Source organism: Archangium sp. (assembly GCF_057119385.1).
In genome coordinates this window covers 122,118-146,620 of record NZ_DBNGVP010000022.1, presented here as the reverse complement: position 1 = coordinate 146,620, position 24,503 = coordinate 122,118, and the positions used below count along the sequence as shown (strand labels likewise).

Below are 24,503 nucleotides of genomic sequence, written 5' to 3'. Positions count from 1 at the left end.
CGCACTGCAACTCCGCGACCAGGGCTGTTGCCAGAGTGACAGTCGCCTCTTCCGACCGCTCCTCTCCCGTCTCTCACCGGAGACCCTCCGTCCACCGTCGAGCGCCCACCTCAGCTACAGAAGATCCTGATTTTCAGCTGCCGTCTATATCGTACAGGCTGAGGAGTTCACATCGAAGAAAGGACCGGTATTCACTGGACGGCCCTGAGTTGGAGAGATCTCGACCTCCACCGGCGTGTCTGGTGTCCAGGCCTCCTCGCATTTCAGGACGATCTCGCTTGGAGAACGCTCATCGCTCTCCATCCAGATATCGACCTGGTCCGGGCTGCACGATGCGCACGAGTCTTCGACGATCAGGTATTTCTGCAGCGAGGGCACGTACATGCGCGTGCCTGGGGTGAACCTCCCGCCGTTTTCAGGCGTAGCCGTCGCCGCCGTGATGGGATCTTCGAAGGTTCCCCTTCCACCCGCCTGCTGGTGGATGACAGGAAATGCGATGTCCTTGCTTGGAGGGTCATTGTCTGGGAATCCGTAGAATGTAATCTTCATTTTCACGATGATTTCTCCCCAGGTTCGTTTGAAATACGTGAACCTGTTTCCTGGAAAATCTTGCCCACGAGAGAAATGGATGGAAAGAGGCGGCCGAGGAGAAGGCCTCACTCCTGGAGGAGGGAGGGATGGCTCGTCCATGGCAAGGCTGTTCCCCAGCCGTTGCAGAGCAGGACAATCTTGCCTGTCACGGCTCCACGGCCGAGCAGATCCAGCAGGGCGGCCAGGTCCTCCTGGTACCAGTTCATGCGAGCGAGCGGAAGCCGCCCCGTACATGTCCAGCCCGGCCACTCGTCCCAGCTGCAGCAGGGCGGAGCCAATCCCACCTCTCAACAGATGCGCGGGAGCTGCTCCCCGGAGAGCAGTGGGCTTGCCCCGGTCAAGTGGACACTCCACCAGACACCGGACAGCCCCCCGCTTCTGGTCTATGCTTCCCTGAAACAGGGAGGCACTCACAGATGAAGGCATTCGTGATGTTGGGAGTCCTGGCAGTCGCCGTCAGCCCACCGGACTGCGCGGGAGATCCCCCACCGCCGCTGTACATCGACTGCCCGGCTTCGCAGACGCTGGAGTGCGAGAACGGAGGCGCGGTGGCGAGCTTCTCCCCTTCGGTCACGGGCGGAGTGCCGGGCTACAGCGTGTCGTGCCAGCCGCCCTCGGGCAGCTTCTTCCCGCTGGGGTGCAATACGGGGACGTGCTCGGCGAGCGACTCCATTGGCCAGGGCGCGAGCTGCGGGCACCAGGTGTGCGTGGTGGACACCCTCGCCCCCATCATCACCCTCAAGCCGGCGCCGGTGAGCCTGTGGGCGCCCAACCATGAGATGCTGGACTTCAAGCTCAGCCACTGCGTGGAGAGCGTGGTGGACAGGTGTCACGGTCCGCTGGACGTGGACGCGGTGGGTGTCATCTCCAGGGCCGAGTCGGATGAGGTGGAGGATGACTCGCTGGTGGATGACGCCGTGGGCGATGGCCACACGTGCCGGGACATCGAGCTGGGGGGCGGGTCGGCGGCGCGGCTGCGCTCGGAGCGGCAGGGGCACGGCAACGGGCGTGTGTACACGGTGCACTTCACGGTCACGGATCCGAGTGGGAACCGGGCCTCGGCGGCCTGCCAGGTGCAGGTGGTGCACGACCAGTCGGCGCCCAGCGATCCGGCCGTGCGGGACGCGTGTCAGTACTGCGAGGGCACCGGCTGCGGCACCTGCCCCAGCGCCAGCCCCGCGTGCCCGGTACCGTAGCCAGGAATCGAGGCCGTGCACGCCGCCCGGACTCAGAAGGCCCAGCCGAGCGCGAGCCGGGTGGTAGGGCCGAAGTCCCAGCGGTGCGTGCGTGAGGGAGGTCCATGGGAGGGCTGGTCATCCGGCCCTATCGAGAGGGTCGACGACTCCTCGTAGGTCGTGTACGCGGCCCCCATCCCCACGGCGGCCTGGAGCATGAAGCCCCGGGTGAGCAGCAGCGAGTAGCCCACCAGGGCGTCACCGCCCAGGGTCAGCAGGCTCGTGATGCGGGACGGCTCGGCCACGCCATCCGACCGGCTGTCGAACAAGCTGCGGCCCACGCCTCCCCCGAGCTGCAGGCCACCCCACAGCCCCTCGGGAGCACTGCCCCACAGGAAGTAGCGGACGCCCGGCGACAGGGACACGGTGCCCGTGGTGTTGCCCTGCTCGACGCGCCGGGTGACGAAGCCTCCGGCGCTGGCGATGGGAACCTCCCGGCCCACCCGGCTGGCGGACAGCGAGAGGCCGACTCCCAGCTGGACGCTGAGCTTCTCCGTCAGGACCCGCTCTCCCTCGAGCTGCAAGGTGCTGCGCACCAGGCTCACGGCATCCACCGACAGCACGGTGCTCAGCGGGCGAGGCTGTGCCTTTGCTCCCGGGGGCTGTGCTCCCAGGGCAGGGCTGGCCACCATGCATATCCATACAAGTGTTTGTCTCAGGCCGCGCATGTCTTCCTTCCCGCGTTGTCCGGCCATCATCCCTTGTTCCGGCCTGCCCGCAACAAACAATGGACAGCACCGTTCCCATCCGTCAGCGGGGGCTGCGTCCCCACCGCGTCCGTCTCCCGCGGCACGCAATCACCGTTCACGCAGTGCGTTGGCGGCGCCAGCGGCGGAGTGGGCACCCGGCCCCCCTTCTGACAGTTGCTCACGGCTGCTGGGCCGCGTAGTCCGCCAGCGAAGGCATGTATCCCATGGGGGAGGCCGTGCGCTGCATGAAGTCCGGGACGTTGCCTTGGGTGCTCGTCAAGTAGTCGCTCCCATTGCCATACAGGTGGAGGGGGCGGGGGGTGGTGGCGGGGGCCAGCCCATCACGGACATGGCCCTCGACGCCCTGGGCCCGGGCATCCAGGTCGAGCTGATGGTCAGCGGGCACCGGGGCTCCCTCCACCAGGGTGACGAAGCGTCCGGTGCCATCCTTCTGGCGGTAGCGCAGCAGCCGGCGCACCGGCAGCCCGTCCAGCACCGTGGCGGGGGCGTCGAACTTGAAGAGCGGGCCCTCGAAGCCCAGCGCGATGCGGGTATCCAGCACGTACTCGTCCGCGTTGGGGAAGAGGGAGGGATCCGGCTGGTAGGTGTAGGGCGGCTGCGGGTTGATGACGATGTGCGCCGTGCTCAGGAACTGGTCGGTGTACTGGGTGTGTTCGTTGTTGCGCTTGAACCGGAAGAGCCCGGCGTCGAGGAACCTCGAGTAGGAGAACAGCACGGCGCCATTCTGTATCAGCTCGTCCCGGCTGTACTCCTCACAGTACCGGGAAGGAGGGCGCGGCTGGCGGGGATCCATCCACGCGCTTCGAGGATCCACCAGGGGCCCCTGGATGGTGCACGTGCCCGCGGGCGGAAGCGTGGCCCAGCGCTTCTTCGTCAGGCACAGCGCCTGTGCGCGCACCGGGGTCGTCGGGAAGTGGGGGGCGGACAGGAGGGGCTGACCCGTGCTCGCATCCACCATGACCCACGCGGCCTCGAAGAAGAAGCCTTGCCCCAGCGGGCCTCCCGAGACGACCGGTGGCGAATAGGCATTCACCACCTCGCTCCGCACATTGCCCTGGTGGAAGAGGGTGATGGGGGTGCCGTCCAGGGTGTTGGGCCGGGCCTCGCCGCAGAAGTCCGCGGTGGCCATGGCCGTACAGGCCAGGTGGTGGCGAATCGCATCCATCTCCGTCAGGGACAGCGAGCTGTTGTCCAACCTCGGATCCTCGCTCGTCCAGGGAGGGTAGCCCCAGTCCACGCATTTGGCCGCCACGCCTCCCTTCACCAGGGTCCCGTCGAGCTGCCGCCGGGGCAGGCAGGCGAAGGAGAAGGTGGTGGTGCTGTGCGCGTAGCGCGCTCCGTTCCAGCTCCCCGGCAGCACGAGCGCCGCGCTCCCCGGGCACAGCTCCCCGCTCCCCAGAGCAGGTGAGCTCCACTTCACCTCGTACTCCCATACCGTGGCCGACAGGCTCTCGGGCGAGTCGGGGTCGGCGTACACGTTGCGGTGCGGCTGGGCCTGGGAAATCTGGAAGGTCACCAGCTCGGTCTTCACCCAGGCATTGAAGCGCGCTCCGCTCCACTGCGCGCCCTTCAACGCGGGCACTCCGCTCTTCAGTTGCCCCTTGTCGATGACCACCTGTTGGATGGCGATGCCGCCCAGGGTGGTGGCGCTCGTCAACGGGATGGAAACCCGCTCGAACAGCTCCGGCGCCGTCCCATGCAGGCGCGTGCCCTGCTGTCCCTCGTACCCCTCGTTCGCCGCCCCGGCACGCGTGGCCAGGGTGAGGAGCGCCAACACCGTGGACAGCCCGAGCCGCTTCAGTCCGTGCCTCGTTTCTCTCCCAATCATCCGGAATACCTCCCTATTACGGCGGGTGTTCCTGGCCGTCTCCAGGCGTGCAAGTGATCGGCCAAGGCTTCGAGGAGGGCTCAGGGGTCCGGCACGGGCGGGTCCGCGCAGATGCGCAGGCCGATGAGGGCCGTGCGCTGCGAGGGCTCGCCCCGCACGTGGTTGTTGCTCCGGTTGCTGATGACGTCCTGGTAGAAGCTGCCGCCCGAGTAGAGGGCGGCCGTGGGCTCGGCGGCCACCTGGTTCCATTCCCAGACATTGCCCGTGAGGTCGGCGATGCCGAAGGGGCTGTCCGAGGCGGGGTGGCTGCCCACCTCGTCCGGGCCAAAGGCGAGCACCTTCTGTCCATAGGCCCGGTCGAAGTTGGCGTCCCCCGGTTCCAGCCGGTCCCCGTGAGGGTAGATGCGCGCATCGGCACCGCGGGCGGCGCGCTCCCACTCGTGCACCTCGCACAGGCGGGCCCCGGGCAGCTGGCCCGAGCCGGACAGCCACGCCGCGTAGGCCCGGGCATCCTCCCAGGAGACTCCGGAGACGGGCATGCGCAGCCAGTCCTGCTCGGCGTTGCGCTCGCGCTCGAGGTAGCGCACCGGCTCGCCCTCGCGGGCCACGTAGGCGTGTGTCCGGGGCTGCAGGGTGAGCTGCCACGTTCCCCCGGGCAGCTCGCTCAGCGCGACACGGCCAAAGGTGTTGGTGGCCAGGGGCCGGCGCAGGGCCCGCTCCGCGGGAGGCAGCGCGCGCAGGAAACGCAACCACTCGCCGTAGGTCACCTCGTGGCGGGCGATCAGATAGCCGCCGGTGCGCACGGTGTGCAGCGGCTGCGTCTGCAGGAAGACGCGCCGCACCAGCTCCTCATCCCGGCTCCCGAAGAGGAACCGGCCCGGAGGCACGTAGACGTAGCCTTCCGGGACGGAGGCCGGCAGGGGGAGGCGCAGGTGCAGTTGCTCCCCGCGCGTGACGAGGAGCGGGTAGAGCACGGGGGGACGGCCGGCCAGGTGGAGCTCCAGCCGGTAGGAGCCGGGCTCCAACGCGACTCCCGCCAGCGGGGTGGTGCCGAGCGGCCGGTGGGGCCCCAGGCGCGGGCGGCCCTCCTCCTCCACGTATTGCTGGACGCGGACGGTGGCTCCCGCGGGGCGCGTCTCGAGCTCGAGCCGCCCCGGGGCGTGGAAGCGGCGGCGGTACTCGCCCGTCTCGTCATACAGCTCGAGCTGGCGCAGCAGGTGTCCGCGCAGGGCGTCCTGGTGGTCGCGCTCCGCCAGCACCAGGCGTTCGTAGAGGGCTCCCGCCAGCAGGTGGCGCGTGCCGGCCCGGCCCGGGTCGCGCAACATCGCCTTCTCCAACTCCTGGCGGGCCAGGTCATGGCCCCGCTCGTTCATCCGGGCGGTCAGCTCGTTGGCGCGGGCCCAGTCCTCCTCGCTCTCCTTCTTCCGCCGCCCATCGAAGGCGGTGAAGGCCCGCTCCCGCAGCGCCTCGATGACGGCGTTCTGCTGCCGTGCCCATTGCAGGTGATGCCGCGCCGTCTCGAGGTGCCGGCCCACCTCACGGTCCGTCTCGAGCCGCAGCAGCAGCAGGTTGCCGCCATGGAGGAGCGCCGCCGCGAGGGGCAGCGCCAGCGCGGCGCCCAGGCGCACCAGACGGCCCCTGCGAACGGCCCGGCGCGAGGAGACGAGGAAGGCGGCCTCCCGCGGCGCCAGCTCGTCCGGCTCGAGCGCGCGCACCTCGGCCAGCAGGCGGGCTCCCCAGAGCGCCTCCCTCGGCTGCCCCAGCCGCTGCCACTCGGCCGAGGCCCGCTCCAGGCGCTGGTGGGCCGCACGGCGCCCGGCATCTCCCGCCAGCCAGCCGCGGAGCTGCTCCCAGCGGGTGAGCAACGCCTCGTGTGCCACCTCGTAGGCCGCCTCTCCCTCGGCCTCGCGCGCCACCAGCAACCGTCCGCGCACCAGCGTCTCGAGGACGGCCCGCGCGTCCTCCGCCCGGGCCCCCTCTCCCAGCAGCTCCGAGGCCGGGCGCCGCGCCCGTGTCCCCTCCGGCGTGACGAGTCTCAGGAGGAGCTCGCGGGCCACCTTCTGCTGCGCGGGCAACAGCCTCGCCAGCACCCCATCGGCGTGGTGGGCCAGTGCGCCCGCGACGCCGCCTGGCTTCTCCAGCGTGGCGGCGGGGATGAGGTGCCGCCCCACGTCCCGGGCCTCCCACAGCTCGGCGAGCGCGAACTGCAGCAGGGGCAGCCCCCCCTCGGCGCGCCCCGCCGCCACCAGCGCTTCCACCAGCGCCTCCGACTCGAAGGACACCCCGTTGGCGCGCGCCGGCCGGGTGATGGCCTCGCGCAGCCCCGTCTCCGACAGCGGGCGCAGCACGTACAGCGCTCCAGAGAGCCGCTCGCCCAGGCCGGGCAGGGTGGCCAGCCGCGTGAGGAAGTCGCCGCGCACGGTGGCCACCAGCCGCACACCGGGCACTCCCTCCGCCAGCCTCCCGAGCGCCTCGGCCACCCGGGCGGCCTCCTCCGGCACGGCCAGGGTGAGCAACTCCTCCAACTGGTCCACGAAGAGCAGCGTGCTCCGCCCTCCGGCGTGCGTCCTCAGCAGCCGTGCCAGCGCCAGGGAATCGGCGCGCAGCTCCTCGGCGAGCCGGGCCTCGCTCAGCGTCAGCAGGGGCGCCAGCGCGGCGGCCAGCGCGCTCAGCAGGTGCCTCCCGGGCACCACCGCCACCACCGCCCACTGTCCTCCCAGGGCCCCCTCGGCGATGCGTGGCAGCAGCCCGGCGCGGCACAGCGAGGACTTCCCCACGCCCGAGTCCCCCGCCACCAGGACGAACGGCTCGGCGCGCAGGCGCTCGAGCAGCGCGCGCACCTCGGCTCCGCGGCCGAAGAAGTTCCCGCGCTCCTCGGCGGAGAAGGCATGCAGGCCCGGGTAGGGCCGCGCCGTCGCCCCCCCCGCCTCCTGCTCCCCCTCACGCAACGACTCCAGCGCCTCGCGCAGCGCCTCTCCCGAGGCGGGCCGTCGCGCTGGCTCGGGCTCGAGGCACTGGTCGATGAGCGCCGCGAGGCGCGGCTCGACGCCGCGCACCACCGAGGCCAGCGGCGGAGCGCGACCCAGCTGCACGGCCTCGCGCAGCTCCTGGAGTCCCAGGCCGTGGTGGGGCGCCTGGCCCGCGCACAGCTCATGGAGGAGCACGCCGAGCGCGTACACGTCGCTGCGGAACGAGGCCGGCTCGCCGCGCCAGAGCTCCGGGGCCATGTACCGGGGCGTCCCCACCCAGGCGCCCGTGGCCGTCAGCGCGCTGGTGGGCCTCTCCTTCCGGTCCCCCACCGCTGGCGTCGCCGCGAGCGCTCCCGCGGCCGGCAGCGTGGCCAGACTGTCCGCGCCGGCCGGCTCCATGCCGAGCGGCAGCGGCTCGCGCGAGGGGGCCTCTGGCCGTGCCCGCGCGCCTCCCCGCTCGCCGGCATCCAGCAGCTTGGCGAGGCCGAAGTCCAGCAGCTTGACCTCGCCTTCCTCGGTGAGCATGGCATTGGCGGGTTTGATGTCCCGGTGCAGCACGCCGTGCCGGTGTGCCGCCGCCAGCGCGCGCGCCAGGCCGATGCCGATGTCCAGCGTCCGCTCCCAGGGGACGGGGCGCTCCAGCTTGTCGAGGCTGGTGCCGCGGATGAGCTCCGAGACGAGGTAGGGGCGGCGCAGCACCTCGCCGATGCGGTAGATGGCGACGATGTTGGGGTGCTGGAGCTGGGCGACGGCGCGCGCCTCGATGCGGAAGCGCTCCCGCTGGCTCTCGTCCGGGGCCAGGCCCGAGAGGAATTTCACGGCGACGAGCCGGTCGAGCAGCGTGTCGCGCGCGAGGTAGACCTGCCCCATGGCCCCCTGTCCGAGCGCGCGCAGGAGGTGGTACTCCTCGAAGGAGGCGGGTGGCTCCCACTGGGCCGGAGCGGTGCTCACGGCAAGCCGTACCGCTTGCACTTGAGCGCGAAGGTGCGCATCGGCATGCCGATGAGCTCGGCCGCGCGCACCTTCACCCCGCCCGTCGCACGCAGCGCCTCGACCATGCGCTCGCGCTCGAGGGCGCGCATCTCCTCGGAGACCGAGGCACCGCGGCGCGAGGGAGCCGCCGCCGGTGAGGGGGCTTCGGCAGGTGCCTCGGGCCCTGGCTCCGGGGAACGCAGCGCGGAGAGGATGCGCTCGGGCAGGTGCTTCGGCTCGACGAGGGACTGATCCACCGTGGCCGCCACATACTCCAGCGTGTTCTTCAGCTCGCGCACGTTGCCTGGCCAGCCATGGCGCTCGAGCACCTCCAGGGTGGCCGGCGCCAGTGTGAGGGGCTCGCGTCCGGTGGCGGCACAGGCCTTGTCGAGGAACCGGCGCGCCAGCACGCCCACCTCGCTCGGACGGTCCCTCAGCGGCGGCAGCACCACGGTCGCGCCTCCCAGCCGGAAGAAGAGATCCCTCCGGAAGCGCCCGGCCTCCACCTCCCTCTCCAACTGGCGGTGGGTGGCGGCGACGATGCGGATGTCGATGTCCCGCTCCCGGGTGCCGCCCACGCGCAGGATGCGCCGCGCCTCCAGGGCCCGCAGCAGCTTGGCCTGAGCGCCCTGCGGCAGCTCTCCCACCTCATCCAGGAAGACCGTCCCCCCGGCGGCCGTCTCCAGCAGACCCTCCTTGGCGGACGCCGCCCCGGTGAAGGCCCCCTTCTCGTGGCCGAACAGCTCGCTCTCCGCCAGCGTCTCGCCGAGGGTGGCGCAGTTGAGGGCCACGAAGGGCTTGCCCGAGCGGCGGGACCAGTGGTGCACGGCGAAGGCGGCGTTCTCCTTGCCGGCGCCCGTCTCGCCCAGGATGAGCACCGGCAGCTCGCTGGCCGCGAGCCGGCGGATGAGCTCGTACAGGCGCTTCATGGCGGGGTCGGCCACCACCACGGTGCGCTCGCCGAGCGTGAGCTCGGTGACCTGGGGCGCGCCCTCCGCGGGGGACGCGGGCGTCGAGGCGGCCGCGGTGTACACCACCAGGTGCACCTCGCCGATGTTCACCACGTCACCCGGCTGGAGCGTGTGCACCTGCGTCAGGGGCTGTCCGTTGACGCGAACGCCGTTGTGGCTCTCGAGGTCGGTGATGCGCATCTGGCCCTCGTCCAGGAAGATGCGGGCGTGCCGCCGGGAGACGGAGCGGTCCGCCAGCCGGAGATCCGCCTCCGGGGCCCTCCCGACGAGCAGCAGCCCCTTGGGCGGCAGCTCCACCATGGACGAGGTCGCTCCATCCACCACGAGCAGACGGAACCACCCGGCGCGCACGCTCACGCGCACCTTGTCCTGGGTCCAGGTCTGGTCCTCTTCGCGCATGGGGGCAGTCTAGCCCTGGCAGGCGTTGCATGCAGGTGTTGCATGCAACTCTTGCCGCTCCCCCCGCTCCCAGGCGGGCGCGAGCGCGTTCTTCCGCGTCCTTCGAGGCTTCATCGCGGCCGGAGCGGCTGGCCCGCCGCTTGCTCATGGGTTGGAGGCGGCAAACGGAAACCCCCACTCAAGGAAACGGCCATGACGAACACGATCTCCAGCAAGTCCATCCCGAGCAACAAGCGCCCTGGTTTCACCACCCGGGCCCTGGTCTCCAGCCTGGCGGGCGCGATGCTCGCGCTCACCGGTTGTGGGCCCGAGTCGGAGGCGGACGCGACGCAGGCCGAGCGCCAGGTCATCGAGTACAGCTCCGAGGTTCTCGGCGAGTTCGAGACGGCCGGGGGCGCCCGGCTGAGCTTCACCGTCGAGTACGAGGGCGGAAACGGTGGCACTCCGGTGGTGTCCATCACCGAGGTGGCCCCGCTGAACGCTCCTTCCTCCCTGGATCGGCTCAACGCGCGTGGAGCCACCTCGCTGGAGGCGTTCCTGGCGGTGGCGCCCGAGGGCACCGAGGTCCCCGCCCCGCTGCGCGAGGTGCATGTGCGCGAGGCGGCCCGGCGCGGCCGTACCCCCGAGGTCCGCGAGCTCTCCGCGAACGAGGTGAGCATGATGGAGACCGTCGACAGCACGGCCTGTGACAGCTACACCGCGTTCACGTCCAACGTCTCCGGGTGGAACTCCGAGCTGCTCGGCAACAGCATCGACAATCACCAGCTCATCTACCGGGCGGGTGGCGACGTCGTCGCGTCGATGTGCAACTTCGACAGCAACCGGGTGGACTACAAGTACGCCCAGTTCTGCTACGAGGTGCCGCTCCAGGGCTCGGATCTCGGTCTGCTCTACTGCGATGCGAAGATCCTCGTGCCCGACGGCCACCGGGTCAACAAGGTCTGGTTCAGCGCCACCGCCGACCGCCTGGTCCGGGCCGAGAAGCTCGAGAACTACACCCTGAGCGTGACCAGCTTCATCGCCATCGGCGGTCTTCCCCCCGTGCCGTAGGCCGCTTCAGCCGCGGCCCTGGGTGCCACGAGGGCTGGGGCCGGGCTGGTGCAGACACGGTGCAGCGCCCTGGGGCACACGCCGGCCCAGTGGCCTCCCCAGGGGGAGGCAGCAGGGGCGTGGGCGTCCTTGGCGGCGTGACTGCTCGAGGCTCAACACCACAAATGGCGGCGCACAACCTCACCAGCACCCCTTCAACTGCCTCGACCGCCACGAGTGAGCCCGGGAGCTCCCATGACACGCACCGCCACCTTCCGCACCCTCCTGCTGGCGCTCACGCTCTGCCCCCTCGTGCCCACAGAGGCCGCCGCCCAGGTGGCCGCCCCGGGCCCAGCACTCCAGGGCGGGAGCTGCTCGGTCGAGGGCCTGATGGACTCCATCCGCCGCGGGCTCCAGTCCAACTCCGAGGCCTACAAGAAGTACCTGCGCACGCTGCTGCGCGAGTCCGCCGTCACCCTGCCCGCTCACGAGCTCCAGGCCGCGTTCGAGCGTGAGACGGACCCCGTCATGGCCGAGCACCTGGCGACCGCGCTGGTGGCGCGGACCGAGCGCGGGGCGGACCCCGAGGCCATCAAGCTCGTGGCGAAGCGGGCCCTGGAAGAGCGAGACCCGGCCGTGCGCGCCGCCACCGTGCGCTCGATGCGGCGCACCAGCGCCCTGGAGAATACGGGCGACCTGTACGAGAAGCTGGTGCGCGACCCCTCGCCCGAGGTGCGCCAGGAGGCCGCCACCAACATCGCCGAGGACATCCAGAACGTCTACTCGGGCTATCACGGCCCGGCCTCGGACGCCGCGGTGTCGGCCGCGGCCGCCTCCACGGACCCGAAGGTGACGGCGAAGATCCTCGGCAACATGGACACCCAGAAGATCAGCGCCGGGTCGGCCGGCAAGATTCAGTCGCTGCTGCACAGCGATGATGCCCAGGTGCGCAAGGCGGCGGCGCTCGCGTTGGGCGGAGTGCCGGCGGAGCAGATGGCCAGCGCCCGGCAGTCCGTGCTCGCCATGTACCAGGGCGAGCGGGATGGGCCATCGCGGACACGTCTGGCGGAGGTGTCCTCATGACGGGAGAGGTCATACCCTATCGGCATGACTCCCGACGTCGAGCAGCAAGAAGGTTGGAAACCCCGGCTCTCGCTCAAGTCCTTCTGGGGGGCGGTGGAGACGCGGCTCGGTGCCTCCTCGCTCGAGGACCTGCGCACCGTGCTGCGCGCCATGGCCAGCCATGTCCACCCCTCCGAGCGGCAGTCCTTCCTGGACTCGCTCACCCCCGTCCCGGATGACCGGCAGCAGGAACTCGAGCACGCCCTCCAGGACAAGCTGCTGGCCGACATCACCGAGCAGGTCCAGCGCTTCGAGGAGCTCCAGGACGAGGCCCCCTCCGACTGGGACGAGTACGACCAGTATGAGGACTCCGGCCCCGGTCCCTACGCGGAGCTCGTCGCGCCCGTGACGGCCCTGTTCCGGCGGGCGCAGCGGGCCTTCGAGCGAGGCCGCTGGCCGCTCGCCCGGGACGCCTACCGGGCCCTGTTCGAGCTGCTCCAACGCGAGGACGACTACGGCCTGGGCCTGCGCCCGGAGCACTTCGGGGAAGTGGACGTGCCCGAGGCCCGGGCCCGCTACCTGTGCGCCCTCTATCGGACCACGCCGCCCGCCCGGCGCGCCGAGGCGCTGTGGGCTGCGATGAAAGAGGCGGACCGGTGGAGCTTCGGCCCACGGCCAAAGCTGCAGGAGGTGAGTGATATCTCCCCCGAGCCGCTACCGGAGCTCGAGGCCTTCCTGTCCGACTGGGAAGCCCTCCTGCGCAAGCAGGAGGACGACTCGGAAGCCGAGGCCTGGTTGCGCGAGGCCGTGGGCCTGTCTCGGGGCGCCGAGGGATTGCGCGAGCTGGCACGTGCCGGACGGGGCCGCCACCCGAGGGCCTGGGTGGACCTGCTCGCGCTGCTGGAACGTGAGGGGCAGCCGCGCGAGGTGCTCGACACGGCCCACGAGGCCCTGAAAGCCCTGCCGGCCAGACTGCCGCTGCGCGCCTGGGTGGCGGACTTCCTCGCCACGGCCGCCGAGCGCCTCGCACGCCCCGAGCAGGTCCGCGAAGCCCGCTGGGAGTCCTTGGTGGCCAGCCCGGACCTGAGGCGCCTGCTGGAGCTGCGGGATTGCGGCAAGACCGAGCCCGAGCGCGCGCGCCTGATGAAGCGGGCCGCGCGGCAGTTGGAAAAGGCCCTGGCCCGACCGGACGACACGGGGCCGATGCCCTGGGAAGAACCCCCGCTGCCGAGGGGTGAGCGGGACGAGCCGTACCCGCGCCTGGATGAGGTGCTGCTCGCCCATGCCCGGTTGCTCGGGCACGACTGGCAGGCGGCCTGGAAGAGCGCCGCGAATGCGAAGGTGCTCGGGTGGTCGGACAATGACAATCCCCAGGGGCTCGTGGTGCCGTTCCTGCTGCTGTGGCTGTCGGGCCCGTCTTCTCCCGAGGGGCCCCCACGCTCCGTGGAGGAGTTGTGGCGCACGGCGTTGGAGAACAGTCTGGAGGACGAGCCCTGGACCACGGAGGAGGCGGAGCGGGAGCTGTCGGAGCGGCTCTCCCGCGCGTACGCCGAGGTCCTTCCCGCGTTTTCGGTGAGCCGCCCCCGGCAGGAGGAACTGTCGGAGGGGTGTTTGACGGTGGCCCGCGAGCGGGCGCGCGCCATCGTGCGGGAGAAGCACCGGCGCAGCTACGGCAAGGCCGCCCTGCTGCTGGCGGCCTGCGCCGAGGTGCTCCAGAGACGAGGACAGCCGGCACGGGCCCCGGAGCTCCTCCACCGGTTCCGCGAGGAGTTCCCCCGGCACAGCGCCTTCCAGGCGGAGTTGGATGCGGCGATGCACCAGCGTTAGGGACTGGTCGCCAGCCTGCCCCGGCAGGGAGTGGCCGAGGGCCCGGATTGTCGTGCAGGGGGACCCACGCGCGGGTGCTCGCGCGCCTGGCCAAGGTGGACGTGCTGGTGATTGACGACTGGGGGCTGGCGCCGCTCAAGGAGCAAGAGCGCAGGGACATGCTGGAGATTCTCGAGGACAGGTACGGCAACCGCAGCACCCTCATGACGATCATCTCGACCAGCCGCCGGTCACGGGCGATGAACTCGGGCACGCTGGTGGGAAAATGGATACCGGGCATGCCATCGAACAGGTAGCCCTGCTCCACCACGAGCATGTCGATGTAGCGGCAGAGGGCATCGAAGAAGCGGTCCACGTCCGAGGCGATGGGCAGGACGTACCGGTCCATGTAGGCATCGATGTAGATGACGGGCTGGCGGCCCCGCTCGTCAGCCAGCCTGGGCACCACGGCGTAGTAGTAGGCGAGCCCGGGGATCCTCCCGAACAAGACGGAGGAGCGGAAGGGGTCCTCCTCTTCACGAAATGCCTCGGTCCCCAGTACGACTCCATTCAACTGATCATTGACCTGGTCGAGGAAGAGTTGCCCCCCGAATTCCCCGCCGAAAATAGCCCCGCCAAGACGCCTGTAGACGGCCGCGAGCACGGGATCAAAAGGGTGGCCCGCTACGAGCTCTCCAGCCGAGGGAGGCGCGCGCCCCGGCGGCAGGGTCTCCATGTGCAGCCCGTGCTTCCGGTACACCTCCATCAGCCGGTCGAGCCCATGCAGTGCGATATCAGCAGTCATGCTCATTTCATGAGGAGGTCTACCAGCACCTTGACTTCGTCGAGTGCATCCGCCTCGGCCTTGGCGAGTGCGGATGCGGAGCGGCTCGCTTCATAACGTTGGTTGAACCAGCGACCAAAGTGCCGGTCGACGATGGCAGCCACTTTCCGCACATCTTCCGCAGTGGCCTTGCCTTTTGCCCGCCGGAATGCCGTCCAAATGTTGTTGATCTTTTGATGAACGGACTTGTGCACTCCCCAAAGGTTCTCTTTGGCGTTGATGTTCAACCGCACGAAGAGATGGGCGTACTCAATTGGAACGCGATGATGCACGGGATAGAGATTTGCCCGATCATCGAGCAGGAGCTTCGCCAGATTGGGATGTAATTTCTCGTAGAAGTCGTCGTGCGCCATCCGCCTGAGTTCGTTGCTCTCATAACGGTCAAGTTTCGTACCGAGGAGCTTCTCGAAGCGGGCCATGAGCTTGCGCAACTGCTCCTTCTCCGCGGCTGACAGCCCCTGCGTCTGGGCCTTCGTCCACAAGCGATGGAACTGTTCCCGCTCCGTTGGACGTACCCGGGCGAGGAAGGAACGCAACCAAGCCACGGCCTCCGAGCCACCCCGGGCCAGGATGGGGGCCAGTCTGGGCGCCACCGCCTCGAAGAGCGTGATGCCGCCTCGTAACGCGAGACTGCTGATGAACCAGGTGGCGAGGAACTCGGTGCTGGTGACCCCAGCTTGCAGGAAGGCGGCCTGGGTCTCCTCCCTCCACTCGCGGAGGATGCGCTCGTAGAGCGCGTAGTGCTCGGCGACGAGGTCGGGCGAGGAGCGTGACTCCGGGCGTAGCGTCTCGGCCTCCATCACTCGCCAGCGCGCATGCCGCTCCGCCCGGTGATGCTCTGCCTGCAGCGTCAACCGGACCGTGCGCGGTCCAATACCGTGGGTGAACGGCAGGAGCGCCTGAGTGATTTGCGCGGCCAGTTCCGGCGAGGGCTCTCGGACGGGCGGGCCGCCATGGGACTCGTAGCGTGCGGTCGTCGCGCCTAGGACTCGGTCATCATCCAACAGGACATCCGCCAACACTGTGGCATTGCCCCCATTGGGGACCCGCAGCCCCTTGGCCAGCTGGATGGCCACGGCATGTGCCTGGGCGAGAGTGTCCGCCGTCACGCCCGAGCGCCGCACAGGCAATGTCCTGGCCTCCAGTGGCTTGGAACCCTCGGCGGTGGTGACGGACCGTAGGCTCCAGCCCCGCTGTTCTTGGAGCAGGGTGAAGACAACCTCTCCCGTGCGAGCCCTCACGTAGGTGGGCAGGTAGACTTCGAAATCCCGGACGAATGAATCCACCTTGCCCGTGAAGCCAGCTTCTCCGGCACTGCGCTTCCAGGACAGCAGTGTCAGCACGCCGTCCTGTGCCCAGAACCGGAAGACCAGCTCGGCGCCGGCTTCCTCCACGTGGCTGGCCACTCCGCGCATGCCCGACAGGGCCGCCGTGGCCTCAGCCCGGCGTGCTTCTTCGTCCGTTTCCGCGTCGCGTGTCTCCCATGAGGGATGCAGGGCCCTTCCAATCTCCTTCGCTGGAAGGTCCTCCTCGGGCTCGAGGTCATCCATCGCTCCCGTCGTTGCACAGGCTTGGAGCACCAGGGCCAGGATGCATACCCACCACGCGAGCTCAACGCCGATGCATCGAGCGGCGCTGGCCGTGTTGTAGCCGTAGTCGGCAGGGCGCAGCGCTGCGAATGTCTCCTGACTCATGGCGCTTGGAATAGAGGGGACGGAGCCGATGAGTGATTCTCCATCAGGCCGACTTCACCCGGGCGAGCCAGTCCTGGAACTCGTCCCCCAGGTTCATGATGAAGTCGAAGCGGCCGGTGACGATCATCTCGACCAGCCGCCGGTCACGGGCGATGAGTTCGGGCACGCTATCCGGGAACTCAACGTCTCGCTTACCACCCGAGCGGAAGCCCTCGTCCTCCACGAGCAGGTCGATATAGCGCGAGAGGGTGTCGAAGAATCGGTCCACGTCCGAGGCGATGGGCAAGGCGTACCTATCCATGTAGGTCTCGAAGTAGATGACCGGTTGGCGGCCCTGCTCGTCGGCCAACTTCGGCACCACGGCGTAATACGAGGCAAGCGCGGGAATGGACCCGAAGGCGACGGAGGAGTGGAAGGGCTCTTCTCCGTCGCGTAGCTCTTCGGTTTCCCGTTCGACTCCATTTACCTGGTCATCGACCCGGTTGAGAAAAAGCACCCCATCGTGTTTCCCTCCTAGCAGGGCTCCTCCAAGACGCCTGTAGACAGTCGCGAGAATGGGATCGAAAGGGTGCCCCGCCACCAGTGACCCAGCGGCAGGAGGAGAGTGTCCTGGTGGCAGGGTCTTCATGGGTAAGCCGTGCTTCCGGCAAACATCCATCAGTCGATCGAGTCCGGGCAATGGAACATCGGCATTCATACTCAAGCTCATGTGGGAATCAGATCCCGTTTGCGCAACAGCGCAGTTCAGATCGGGTTTCTTCACGTCCCGTTCAGGGGAGCCCTAGATGGAGCACGCAGCTACGTATCATAACGGAAGTCAGTTATATTATATCTAGACCTGTTCGCCATCAGAGGTCGGAGCGAGCATCTCCGAGTGAAGGCCCTGCCAAGAGATTGTCGAACAGGGTGTGTCATATGGCTTGACCGGAACATTCAACTGACTTCCGTTATCAATTCTGACTTTCTACGCTTCGGATAATCTACCAAAGGACTCCATGTCGACCCGGAAGACGAGACCCCAGTTATACGTGCCTCCGTTCCAGTTACCGTAGTTGTGGACGCCAATTTGGGTCGTAGAGGACGCCAGGAGCTTGATGATGCGCTCGTGACCGGCCGTTCGGAGAAGCGCGAAGAGGTTGGTCAGGAACTGTGCCGGCGCAATGGGGAACCTCTCCATTTTCGTTTCGGCCGACGCTGCTACAACCTTCATCATTGCTCCGCTCCCCGCTGAGGTTGAGAAGTCAGGCCCTACAGGGCTTGCTCGGCTCCGTCGCAATCGATCCGAGTCCCTTGAGTCAACTCCATAGGTTGAAAAGCCTGAAGCGGCAAGTAACCTCCGGGCATCGCTCAGAGGACTCGAACAGCCGGGTCGTGCGTGAGACGGTAGATGCCGCGATGCCTGCGCCGCAGGGGCCCTGCTTCACACGGTGGGTCAGGAGCGGCAGCGAGTAGCCGGCCTCCTGCGCCTGCATGCACGGATGTTGAACCCGATTGAACATTCGTGTACGGGGGGAAGACCCTCACCCCGTCCCTCTCCCGAGGGGAGAGGGGGGTCTACGCGCCCCAGTACCAGGACCACTTCACCATCAGCGCGTCGTTGGCCGCTCCCGCCAGCAGCCCCCTCGGCATCAGCGTGTGCGGCGGCCTCACGCCGTCCGCCACCGGGAAGCGCTGCTGCCCGTGCGTGTACACCACGTACAGCGTCGAGCCCAGCCGGTACTCCCAGCGCAGCACCATGTTCAGCTTCAGCGCCACGTCGTGGAAGTCCTCCGTGTTCTCCCGCTCCACCGGCACCAGGCTGGCGAAGCGGATGGGCGTGCGGGACGCGTCGGACACTCCCTCGTAATACGTGCCGTACGCCCCGTAGGCGGTGAAGAGCTGCGCGTAGGCCTGCAGCGTCAGCCTCGGCGTCACCACCCACTGCTGCCGCAGCGTCAGCGACATCGAGTCCGGCAGCAGCGGGCTCAGCAGGAAGCGGTTATCTCCCAGGTCCTCGATGAGGCGCGGGCCGAAGGAGACGCGGTCCAGGAACACCTCCAGCCGCGTCTCCAGCGCCGGGTGGGGCCGCACCGTCCCATACAGGTTCACCTGCCCTTCCCACGCTGGCGCCACCGGGCCCGACTGGAAGCGGTGGGACGCCGCCACGTAGCCTCCCATGGACGCCATCCGGTTCGCGTTGGTCTCCAGGATGAGCGCCAGGAAGGCCGTGCTCCTGTTCTCCAGCGGTACGCCCGTGCCGTTCAGCTCGCGCACGTCCAGCCGCCGACGTTCACGCCCGTCTCCACCCCGACGAAGTCGAAGCTCGGCAGCTGCGCGACCGTGTTGAAATTGAACCAGCTCCCCCGGTTGAGGGCCCAGCCATCCGTCGGAGTATAGGCGGGATAGGAGCCCTGTTGCGGGCGACAGCCGGGGTAGGTGGTCGGCCAGGAGGGCCGCGCGACACGCCGTGGACAGTGCAGGAGGGTCCCCATGGGGGACTGCACGTCGCGCTCCAGGCGCACCTCTCCCCTGCGCGGACGACCGGTCGCCTCGGGCTCCGCGAGAGGGGGCGTCCCTGCGCTGTGAGTTACTCCCAGAGCTCCAGCTGCGGTGGCCCCCGGGCCGGAGCCAGGACAGCTGGGGACTCAGGCAGCTGAAGGTGGCGGAGAATGCGCCGGATGACGGCGCCCTGCGTGAGGTGGGCCAGCACTCGCCGCCTGCCCCCGCAGCTTGGGCAGGAGAAGACATCCACCGCGAACGTCCTGCGGAGCAACCCGGCCCAGTCCGGCCTCGGGACGCGCTGCCGCTTCCTGCACGTACTCCCTGCTCCCGCTCCTCCCGCTGCTGCTTCGTCCTCGCCCGGCGCCGCCGCCGTGGGGACCAGAAATGGCCGCAGTGTCGCCCCTGGGGCGAAGACGCCATGCAAGCGCGTCAAGTTTGTCCTGGGCGGGGGCGTATAGGCGGAATGGGGGCGGTGTGGAGGGAGAGGGCTGGAGCCGAGGGGGCGAGGAGGGCTGCTGACGGGTGCCACGAGGGCTGGGGGCCGGGCTGGTGCAGACACGGTGCAGCTCCCTGGGGCACACGCCGGCCCGGTGGCCTCCCCAGGGGGTGGCAGCAGGGGCGTGGGCGTCTTTGGCGGCGTGACTGCTCGCGGCTCAACACCACACCAGCGACAGGATCTGTCGCCCACCCCGGTGATGTCCGAGGGGACGGCGAGCATCATCGCCGCGATGAAGGCCGGGGGCGTGAGCCGCCTGCTGGTCATCACCTCGGGCATGGTCACCCCCACGGGCACGGAGCCCCTGTTCTTCCGCTTCATCGGCCGTCATCTGCTCCGCCACGTGCATGCGGACCACCTGCGGCTCGAGGAGCACGTGAAGGCGAGCGGGCTGGACTGGACGATCGTCCGCCCGCCGCGGCTGCTGGATGGACCGGCCCGGGGGGCTACCGCCTCGCTCGCGACGCGGGCGTGCCCGGTGGCAGTGAGCTCACCCGTGCCGACCTGGCGCGCTTCATGATCGCGCAAGCCGCCGAGCGCGCATCCCCGCGCTGTGGCGTGGCCATCGGCTATCGAGGCGCCTGGACCGCACCGTGGCGGGCCAGTTTCTCCACGAGAAAATCGACGAAGGCGCGGACCTTGGGTGCCAGGTCCCGTTGGCTGGGGAAGAGGGCGTGCATTTCGGCCGCGGGCAGGCTCCAGCCCGGGAGAAGCGGGCGCAACCGGCCGGCGCGCAGATCCTCCGCGCAAAGGAACTCCGGCACCCAGCCGAGCCCCGTGCCGCCCAGCACCACCCTGTATACCATGCCTGGATCGTTGACGCCCAGGCGGGGGGTGAGGGTGACGTCCACCTGCTGGCCCGCGGGGCCGGAGAGCCGCCAGGTGCGGCTGCCCTCCAAGGGCACCACATCCGCCACCTCGTGCGCGGCCAGTTCCAGGGGCTCCTGGGGTGTTCCCCGGCGGCGCAGGTAGGCCGGGCTCGCGCACAGCACGAAGCGCGCCTCCCCCAGCCGGCGGGAGATGAAGGAGGAGTCGGCCAGGCGCCCCGCGCGGATGGTCACGTCCACCCCCTCCTCCACCAGGTCCACCCGCCGGTTGGTCACCTCCAGCGCCACGCGCAGCTCCGGGTAGCGCTGGAGGAACTCGGCCAGCAGGGGCCCGAGGAAGAAGTGGCCGAAGGTGGCGGGCACGCTCACCCGCAGCAGCCCCCGGGGAGCCCCTTGCAACTGACTCACCGCCGCCTCCGCGGCTTCCACGTCCTCGAGGATGCGCAGGCAGTGGCGGTGGAAGACGGTGCCTGTGTCCGTCAGCCCCAGTCCTCGCGTGGAGCGCTGGATCAGCCTCGCCCCCAGCGCCTCCTCCAGCCGGGCCACGTTGCGGCTGATGGTGGACTTGGGCAGGCCCAGCTTCCGGGCCGCGCCGGAGATGCTGCGCAGCTCCACCACCCGGGCAAACACGCGGACGTCATTCAAGTCGAGCACCCCTCCAGCATTCCAGAGGCTGGAGCGCGGCGTCCACCCGGCTCAGAAGCGGTAGCCCACGCTGAGGATGGGCAGTGGCTGGAGGCGCAGCGGCTCGAAGTCATTCGTGCCCACCGTGGTGTTGCCCCCCACCTTGGCGTGCAACTCCAGTCCGAGGCCCGGCGAGACGACGAGGTGGGAGAAGAACACCCACGTATAGGTGACCTTGGGGATGAAGACGAGCGCCTGGTACTGGGCCCGTCCGGGGGCGGTGTCCTGGGTGATCTGGAAGTTGGAGTAGACGACGTTGGCGCCGAGGCCCAGGCCCGTCCCATCCTCCTGGAACTGGTAATTGCCCTCCAACCAGAAGGCGGGGGAGACGGTGACGTTCCAGCCCTCGTTGGCGTTGCCCGGGCTCTGGTCGACGAAGAAGTCCGGGAAGGAGAAGAAGTAGAAACCCCCTCCAAACTTGACGTGGCCCACCTGGTGGAGGGCCCCCACGCTCACACCCCGGAAGGCCAGGGCCAGTGGCTGGGTTTCAATGTGTGTCTGTGCATGGGCCGTCCCGGCGGTGGCGAGGAAGACGAGCAGGAGGGCGGACTTGAAGAAGCAGGACATGGGGGAGGGCTCCAGGAGACAGAAGGTGTCAGGGTTCGGCGAAGAAGCCGAGCAGTTGTTCCGCCAGGGCGTGCGGGTTCTCGTCTGTAGACGGCAGCGAAGATCCGACGGAATTTGACGGTCGGGTCGAGAATTCGACCGGAGTGGTAGGGGGACGTACACCACCTGAGCAGTAGCGGGCGGCCATAAAAGAGAGGGCCCGGGTCTGTGCCACCCGAGCCCTCCGGAGTGTTGCGGTCGGCTGGCGGCATGAGTGCCGCCGCTGCGCAGCTCCGTCAAGTTCCTGCCCGTCCGCTCGGAGTGTGCGGACGTGGAGCTTCTTCTCGAGGAGCGTTGCTCCTGGTGCCTGAGGGTCTTCTTCCTGTGCCCCTCCTGCTATCGGGGCCAGTCCTACTGCGGCCCGGAGTGCCGCGAGGCCGGCCGCCAGCGAGTGGTGCGTGCCGCCCGGGCCCGCCACCAGCGCAGCGAGGAGGGGCGGTTGGACCACCGCGACCGGCAACGCGCCTACAGGCGGCGGCTGAGCCAACGTACCAAGTATAGCGTGACGGATCCACCTTCGCGGTCTCCTCCGGCTGCTGTGGAGTGCGCGGCGCCGAGCGAGCCGGGCGCATCGATGGGCGGTGCATGCGAGCGAGCCGGCGTGGAGATTGAGCATGGATTGCCCCTCGCTGCTGATGTGGCCCTCGGCCACGCAGACGCGCCTTTTGCTGACGCACGGCCCGGAGGAGAAGCTGAGGGCGGTGCTGCCCCCGTTGACGCACCTGCGCCACGGCCGGACGGTGACGACGCTGCTGGAAGGACTGGCGCTGTGGATGGACTGTCCGGTGCGCGTTGTGCTGTGTGCCAACGCCACGGCCGTTTCGTACTGGCTGGGATTGACCGACGCACGTGGCGTGGGCATGCGCGGCCTCTTCTACGACGTGCAGCTCGTCGCGCCACGGGACAAGCGCATGGCCGGCGAGGTGCACGGCCTGGGTGACTTCGAGGACATGCACGCGCTGAGACAGGCGCAGTCAGCGGGAGGGTTGCCGTGACGGTGGACACGCAGGTGGAGGCGGAGGTGCGCCGGCTGTACTACGCCGAGCACTGGAAGGTAGGCACCATCGCCAGCCAGCTCGAGGTGCACGGGGACGTGGTGCGCCGGGTGTTGGGATTGATGGAGGGGCGCGGGCCGTCACGACAGGAGAGGCCGCGGCTGGTGGAGCCGTATACGGACTTCATCACCGAGACGTTGGCGCGCTACCCGAAGCTGCGAGCCACGAGGCTGTACGACATGCTCAGGGGCAGAGGGTACGAGGGCAGCGTCCGGACGGTGCGCGAGTACGTGGCCGGGGTGCGCCCGCGGCCCACGCGGGAGGCCTTCCTGAGGGTGGAGCCGTTGCCGGGCGAGCAGTCGCAGGTGGACTGGGCCTACGTGGGAAAGGTGAAGGTGCCCGGCGGGGAGAGGGCGCTGTGGCTGTTCGTCCAGGTGCTGGCCTGGTCGCGCGGCATGTGGGGCGAGTTTGTCTTCGACATGGGAGCCCACTCGCTGGTGCGCTCGCTGGTGAGAGCGGCGGGCTGCTTTGGAGGCACCAGCCGGCAATGGCTGTTCGACAACCCCAAGGCGGTGGTACTGGAGAGGTATGGGGACGCGGTGCGCTTCCACCCGCTGCTGCTGGAGGTGGCGGGGCACTACCGGGTGCAGCCGAGGGTGTGCGCGGTACGTAAAGCCAACCAGAAGGGCAAGGTGGAGCGGGCCATCCGCTACCTGCGCGAGCGCTTCCTGGCGGGCCGTAGCGTGCACTCGGTGGAGCAGGGCAACCAGGAGCTGTGGGCCTTCCTTCAGGAGGTGGCCCATGCGCGCCCCCACCCCACGCAGCCCGGGCGCACCGTGGCCGAGTGCCTGGCCGAGGAGAAGCAACGCCTGCTGCCGCTTCCACCAACACCGGCCAGCACCGACAGGGTGGAGCCGGTGAGCGTGGATGCAACCGCCTTCATCCGCCTGGACACCAACAGCTACTCCGTGCCCCCACGCTACGCCAGCACCAGCCTCACCCTGGTGGCCGATGACACCTGCGTGCGTCTGCTGGACGGCGCCCAGGAGGTGGCCCGCCATGCCCGCTGCTGGGGCCGGCGCCAGCTGGTGGAAGCCCCCGAGCACCGCGAAGCCCTCCTGGCCCTCAAGCGCCATGCACGTGAGCCCAAGGGCCAGGACAGGCTGCGCGCCTGCGTGCCCGGCGTGGAGGCTCTCTTCACCCGCTGGGTGGAGGCCGGCCGCAACGTGGGCAGCCTCACCGCCCGCACCTTGCGGCTGCTGGACACCTACGGCCCCTCCCTGTTGGCCGACGCCGTCGCCGAGGTGCTCCAGCGCGGCACTCATGACCCGGGCGCCCTGGCCGCCGTGTGCGAGCAGCGCCGCCTCGCCCTGCGCCAGCCCCTTCCCCTCGAAGTCCACCTCGGCAGCCATGTCCCTGACCGGGACGTGCTGCCTCACTCCCTGGAGTCTTACGATGAGTGCACCACCCGTCGACGTGATTGACAGACTGCGCGCCCTCGGATTGCGCGCCACCCCCGAGGCCTTGCGCTCCCTGCTGGAGAGCTCCACCCGCGACCGGGCCTCACCCACCCAGGTGTGCGAGCGCCTGGTGGAACTGGAGCACCGGGCCCGCGATGCCACCAACCTCGACCGCCGCACCCGCGTCGCCACCCTGGGCACCCTCTGTCCCCTGGACCGCTTCGATTGGAATCACCCGCGCAGCATCGACAAGCCTCTCTACGAGCGGCTGCTCACACTCGACTTCCTCCAGCACGGACACAACGTGCTGCTGCGCGGCCAGAGTGGCGTGGGCAAGACGATGCTGGCACAGAACCTCGGCCTCACCGCCCTCCAGCAGGGCTACACCGTGCGTTTCACCACCCTGGCGGGCGCGCTGGCCGACCTGCTCAAACAGGAGTCACTCCCCGCGCTCGACAGGCGGTTACGCCGCTACCTCCAGCCAGACCTGCTGATTCTCGACGAGCTGGGCTACCTGCCGTGTGACAGCCGCTCTGGAGACCTGCTCTACAACATCATCAGCCAGCGGCATGAAAAACGCGCGACGGTCATAACCACCAACTTGTCATTCAAGCAATGGGGGACTGTCTTCCCAGGTGCGGCGTGCGTCGCGGCCCTGGTGGACCGCTTCGTCCAGCACTGCCACGTGCTGGACATCGACGCGGACTCCTGGAGGCAGAAGCACGCGGGCCATGACCCGCAGCCGACACCTCCGGCCCCCACGCGCAAGCGCGCCAAATCCGCTTGAGCGCCCAGCCCCCATGACGCCCCCGCCCCCGGTCGCCCCAACGACCGGGGGTTTTGT

At 69.2% G+C, this 24,503-nt stretch carries 21 protein-coding genes; 9 read left to right on the top strand and 12 right to left on the bottom strand.

The features are described 5' to 3' along the window. Positions 1–144: 144 nt before the first annotated feature. Positions 145–555 (bottom strand): hypothetical protein, encoded by a 411-nt coding sequence (locus tag AC16DP_RS05755; protein ID WP_329732586.1) that lies wholly within the window; start codon positions 553–555, stop codon positions 145–147. Between the two features lie 452 nt (positions 556–1,007). On the opposite strand from AC16DP_RS05755, the gene AC16DP_RS05750 reads away from it, so the two are divergent. Continuing rightward, entirely contained in the window at positions 1,008–1,787 is a 780-nt protein-coding gene (locus AC16DP_RS05750; RefSeq protein WP_329732587.1) for a hypothetical protein, read from the top strand. A 32-nt stretch (positions 1,788–1,819) separates the two neighbouring features. On the opposite strand, the gene AC16DP_RS05745 is transcribed toward AC16DP_RS05750, so the two are convergent. The 4 genes from AC16DP_RS05745 to AC16DP_RS05730 form a co-directional block, all read right to left on the bottom strand. After that, a complete protein-coding gene (locus AC16DP_RS05745; protein ID WP_329732588.1) occupies positions 1,820–2,458 on the bottom strand; it encodes a DUF3575 domain-containing protein in 639 nt (212 codons plus the stop codon). A 235-nt stretch (positions 2,459–2,693) separates the two neighbouring features. Continuing rightward, entirely contained in the window at positions 2,694–4,364 is a 1,671-nt protein-coding gene (locus AC16DP_RS05740; RefSeq protein WP_329732589.1) for an ADYC domain-containing protein, read from the bottom strand. A gap of 80 nt (positions 4,365–4,444) precedes the next feature. After that, positions 4,445–8,284, bottom strand: coding sequence for an nSTAND1 domain-containing NTPase (locus AC16DP_RS05735; protein WP_329732590.1), 3,840 nt, complete (start codon positions 8,282–8,284; stop codon positions 4,445–4,447). Beyond that, positions 8,281–9,675 (bottom strand): sigma 54-interacting transcriptional regulator, encoded by a 1,395-nt coding sequence (locus tag AC16DP_RS05730; RefSeq protein ID WP_329732591.1) that lies wholly within the window; start codon positions 9,673–9,675, stop codon positions 8,281–8,283. Before AC16DP_RS05730 ends, AC16DP_RS05735 begins: the two co-directional genes overlap by 4 nt. Positions 9,676–9,867: 192 nt before the next feature. Here AC16DP_RS05730 and AC16DP_RS05725 point away from each other — a divergent pair, with 192 nt between their 5' ends. The 4 genes from AC16DP_RS05725 to AC16DP_RS05710 all read left to right on the top strand — a co-directional run bounded on the left by AC16DP_RS05725 (position 9,868) and on the right by AC16DP_RS05710 (position 13,889). After that, a complete protein-coding gene (locus AC16DP_RS05725; protein ID WP_329732592.1) occupies positions 9,868–10,725 on the top strand; it encodes a hypothetical protein in 858 nt (285 codons plus the stop codon). 234 nt (positions 10,726–10,959) lie between these two features. Beyond that, on the top strand, positions 10,960–11,787 hold the full coding sequence (locus AC16DP_RS05720) for a HEAT repeat domain-containing protein (RefSeq protein WP_329732593.1): 828 nt from the start codon (positions 10,960–10,962) through the stop codon (positions 11,785–11,787). A gap of 24 nt (positions 11,788–11,811) precedes the next feature. Further along, positions 11,812–13,593, top strand: coding sequence for a hypothetical protein (locus tag AC16DP_RS05715; protein WP_329732594.1), 1,782 nt, complete (start codon positions 11,812–11,814; stop codon positions 13,591–13,593). A gap of 47 nt (positions 13,594–13,640) precedes the next feature. Next, positions 13,641–13,889: an ATP-binding protein gene (locus tag AC16DP_RS05710; RefSeq protein WP_329732595.1), complete on the top strand. Its 249-nt coding sequence runs from the start codon at positions 13,641–13,643 to the stop codon at positions 13,887–13,889. Between the two features lie 490 nt (positions 13,890–14,379). Here AC16DP_RS05710 and AC16DP_RS05705 read toward each other — a convergent pair whose 3' ends face one another. The 5 genes from AC16DP_RS05705 to AC16DP_RS05685 form a co-directional block, all read right to left on the bottom strand. Further along, entirely contained in the window at positions 14,380–16,110 is a 1,731-nt protein-coding gene (locus tag AC16DP_RS05705; RefSeq protein ID WP_329732596.1) for a hypothetical protein, read from the bottom strand. Positions 16,111–16,153: 43 nt separating this feature from the next. After that, complete coding sequence (locus tag AC16DP_RS05700; RefSeq protein WP_329732597.1) at positions 16,154–16,471, bottom strand: hypothetical protein; 318 nt, start codon at positions 16,469–16,471, stop codon at positions 16,154–16,156. A gap of 603 nt (positions 16,472–17,074) precedes the next feature. Further along, positions 17,075–17,323: a hypothetical protein gene (locus AC16DP_RS05695; protein ID WP_329732598.1), complete on the bottom strand. Its 249-nt coding sequence runs from the start codon at positions 17,321–17,323 to the stop codon at positions 17,075–17,077. A 341-nt stretch (positions 17,324–17,664) separates the two neighbouring features. Next, a complete protein-coding gene (locus AC16DP_RS05690; protein ID WP_329732599.1) occupies positions 17,665–18,363 on the bottom strand; it encodes a hypothetical protein in 699 nt (232 codons plus the stop codon). After that, positions 18,351–18,581, bottom strand: coding sequence for a hypothetical protein (locus AC16DP_RS05685; RefSeq protein WP_329732600.1), 231 nt, complete (start codon positions 18,579–18,581; stop codon positions 18,351–18,353). The genes AC16DP_RS05690 and AC16DP_RS05685 overlap by 13 nt, the downstream gene beginning before the upstream one ends. A 705-nt stretch (positions 18,582–19,286) precedes the next feature. On the opposite strand from AC16DP_RS05685, the gene AC16DP_RS05680 reads away from it, so the two are divergent. Continuing rightward, the gene (locus tag AC16DP_RS05680; protein ID WP_329732695.1) at positions 19,287–19,607 is read left to right on the top strand and encodes an NAD(P)-binding oxidoreductase; all 321 of its coding nucleotides are present in this window, start codon (positions 19,287–19,289) and stop codon (positions 19,605–19,607) included. Positions 19,608–19,656: 49 nt separating this feature from the next. Here AC16DP_RS05680 and AC16DP_RS05675 read toward each other — a convergent pair whose 3' ends face one another. Both AC16DP_RS05675 and AC16DP_RS05670 read right to left on the bottom strand, forming a co-directional pair. Beyond that, positions 19,657–20,559, bottom strand: a complete 903-nt coding sequence (locus tag AC16DP_RS05675) for a LysR family transcriptional regulator (RefSeq protein ID WP_329732601.1) — start codon at positions 20,557–20,559, stop codon at positions 19,657–19,659. Positions 20,560–20,610: 51 nt separating this feature from the next. Beyond that, the gene (locus tag AC16DP_RS05670) at positions 20,611–21,165 is read right to left on the bottom strand and encodes a hypothetical protein (protein ID WP_329732602.1); all 555 of its coding nucleotides are present in this window, start codon (positions 21,163–21,165) and stop codon (positions 20,611–20,613) included. A 653-nt stretch (positions 21,166–21,818) separates the two neighbouring features. Here AC16DP_RS05670 and AC16DP_RS05665 point away from each other — a divergent pair. Genes AC16DP_RS05665 through istB form a run of 3 tightly spaced genes read left to right on the top strand, consistent with a single transcriptional unit; the run spans position 21,819 to position 24,446 of the window. After that, positions 21,819–22,199: a hypothetical protein gene (locus tag AC16DP_RS05665; protein WP_329732603.1), complete on the top strand. Its 381-nt coding sequence runs from the start codon at positions 21,819–21,821 to the stop codon at positions 22,197–22,199. Beyond that, entirely contained in the window at positions 22,196–23,683 is a 1,488-nt protein-coding gene (istA, locus tag AC16DP_RS05660) for an IS21 family transposase (protein ID WP_329732604.1), read from the top strand. Before AC16DP_RS05665 ends, istA begins: the two co-directional genes overlap by 4 nt. Further along, positions 23,655–24,446: an IS21-like element helper ATPase IstB gene (gene istB, locus AC16DP_RS05655; RefSeq protein ID WP_329732605.1), complete on the top strand. Its 792-nt coding sequence runs from the start codon at positions 23,655–23,657 to the stop codon at positions 24,444–24,446. Before istA ends, istB begins: the two co-directional genes overlap by 29 nt. The last annotated feature ends 57 nt before the right edge of the window (positions 24,447–24,503 follow it).

Excerpts from the sequence above, each read along its gene's own strand:
- AC16DP_RS05750 (WP_329732587.1), top strand. The coding sequence starts at position 1,008 with ATGAAGGCATTCGTGATGTTGGGAGTCCTGGCAGTCGCCGTCAGCCCA.
- AC16DP_RS05745 (WP_329732588.1), bottom strand. The coding sequence starts at position 2,458 with ATGGTGGCCAGCCCTGCCCTGGGAGCACAGCCCCCGGGAGCAAAGGCA.
- AC16DP_RS05740 (WP_329732589.1), bottom strand. The coding sequence starts at position 4,364 with ATGATTGGGAGAGAAACGAGGCACGGACTGAAGCGGCTCGGGCTGTCC.
- AC16DP_RS05730 (WP_329732591.1), bottom strand. The coding sequence starts at position 9,675 with ATGCGCGAAGAGGACCAGACCTGGACCCAGGACAAGGTGCGCGTGAGC.
- AC16DP_RS05725 (WP_329732592.1), top strand. The coding sequence starts at position 9,868 with ATGACGAACACGATCTCCAGCAAGTCCATCCCGAGCAACAAGCGCCCT.
- AC16DP_RS05720 (WP_329732593.1), top strand. The coding sequence starts at position 10,960 with ATGACACGCACCGCCACCTTCCGCACCCTCCTGCTGGCGCTCACGCTC.
- AC16DP_RS05715 (WP_329732594.1), top strand. The coding sequence starts at position 11,812 with ATGACTCCCGACGTCGAGCAGCAAGAAGGTTGGAAACCCCGGCTCTCG.
- AC16DP_RS05705 (WP_329732596.1), bottom strand. The coding sequence starts at position 16,110 with ATGAGTCAGGAGACATTCGCAGCGCTGCGCCCTGCCGACTACGGCTAC.
- AC16DP_RS05695 (WP_329732598.1), bottom strand. The coding sequence starts at position 17,323 with ATGATGAAGGTTGTAGCAGCGTCGGCCGAAACGAAAATGGAGAGGTTC.
- AC16DP_RS05685 (WP_329732600.1), bottom strand. The coding sequence starts at position 18,581 with ATGGGGACCCTCCTGCACTGTCCACGGCGTGTCGCGCGGCCCTCCTGG.
- AC16DP_RS05680 (WP_329732695.1), top strand. The coding sequence starts at position 19,287 with ATGTCCGAGGGGACGGCGAGCATCATCGCCGCGATGAAGGCCGGGGGC.
- AC16DP_RS05670 (WP_329732602.1), bottom strand. The coding sequence starts at position 21,165 with ATGTCCTGCTTCTTCAAGTCCGCCCTCCTGCTCGTCTTCCTCGCCACC.
- AC16DP_RS05665 (WP_329732603.1), top strand. The coding sequence starts at position 21,819 with ATGGATTGCCCCTCGCTGCTGATGTGGCCCTCGGCCACGCAGACGCGC.
- istB (WP_329732605.1), top strand. The coding sequence starts at position 23,655 with ATGAGTGCACCACCCGTCGACGTGATTGACAGACTGCGCGCCCTCGGA.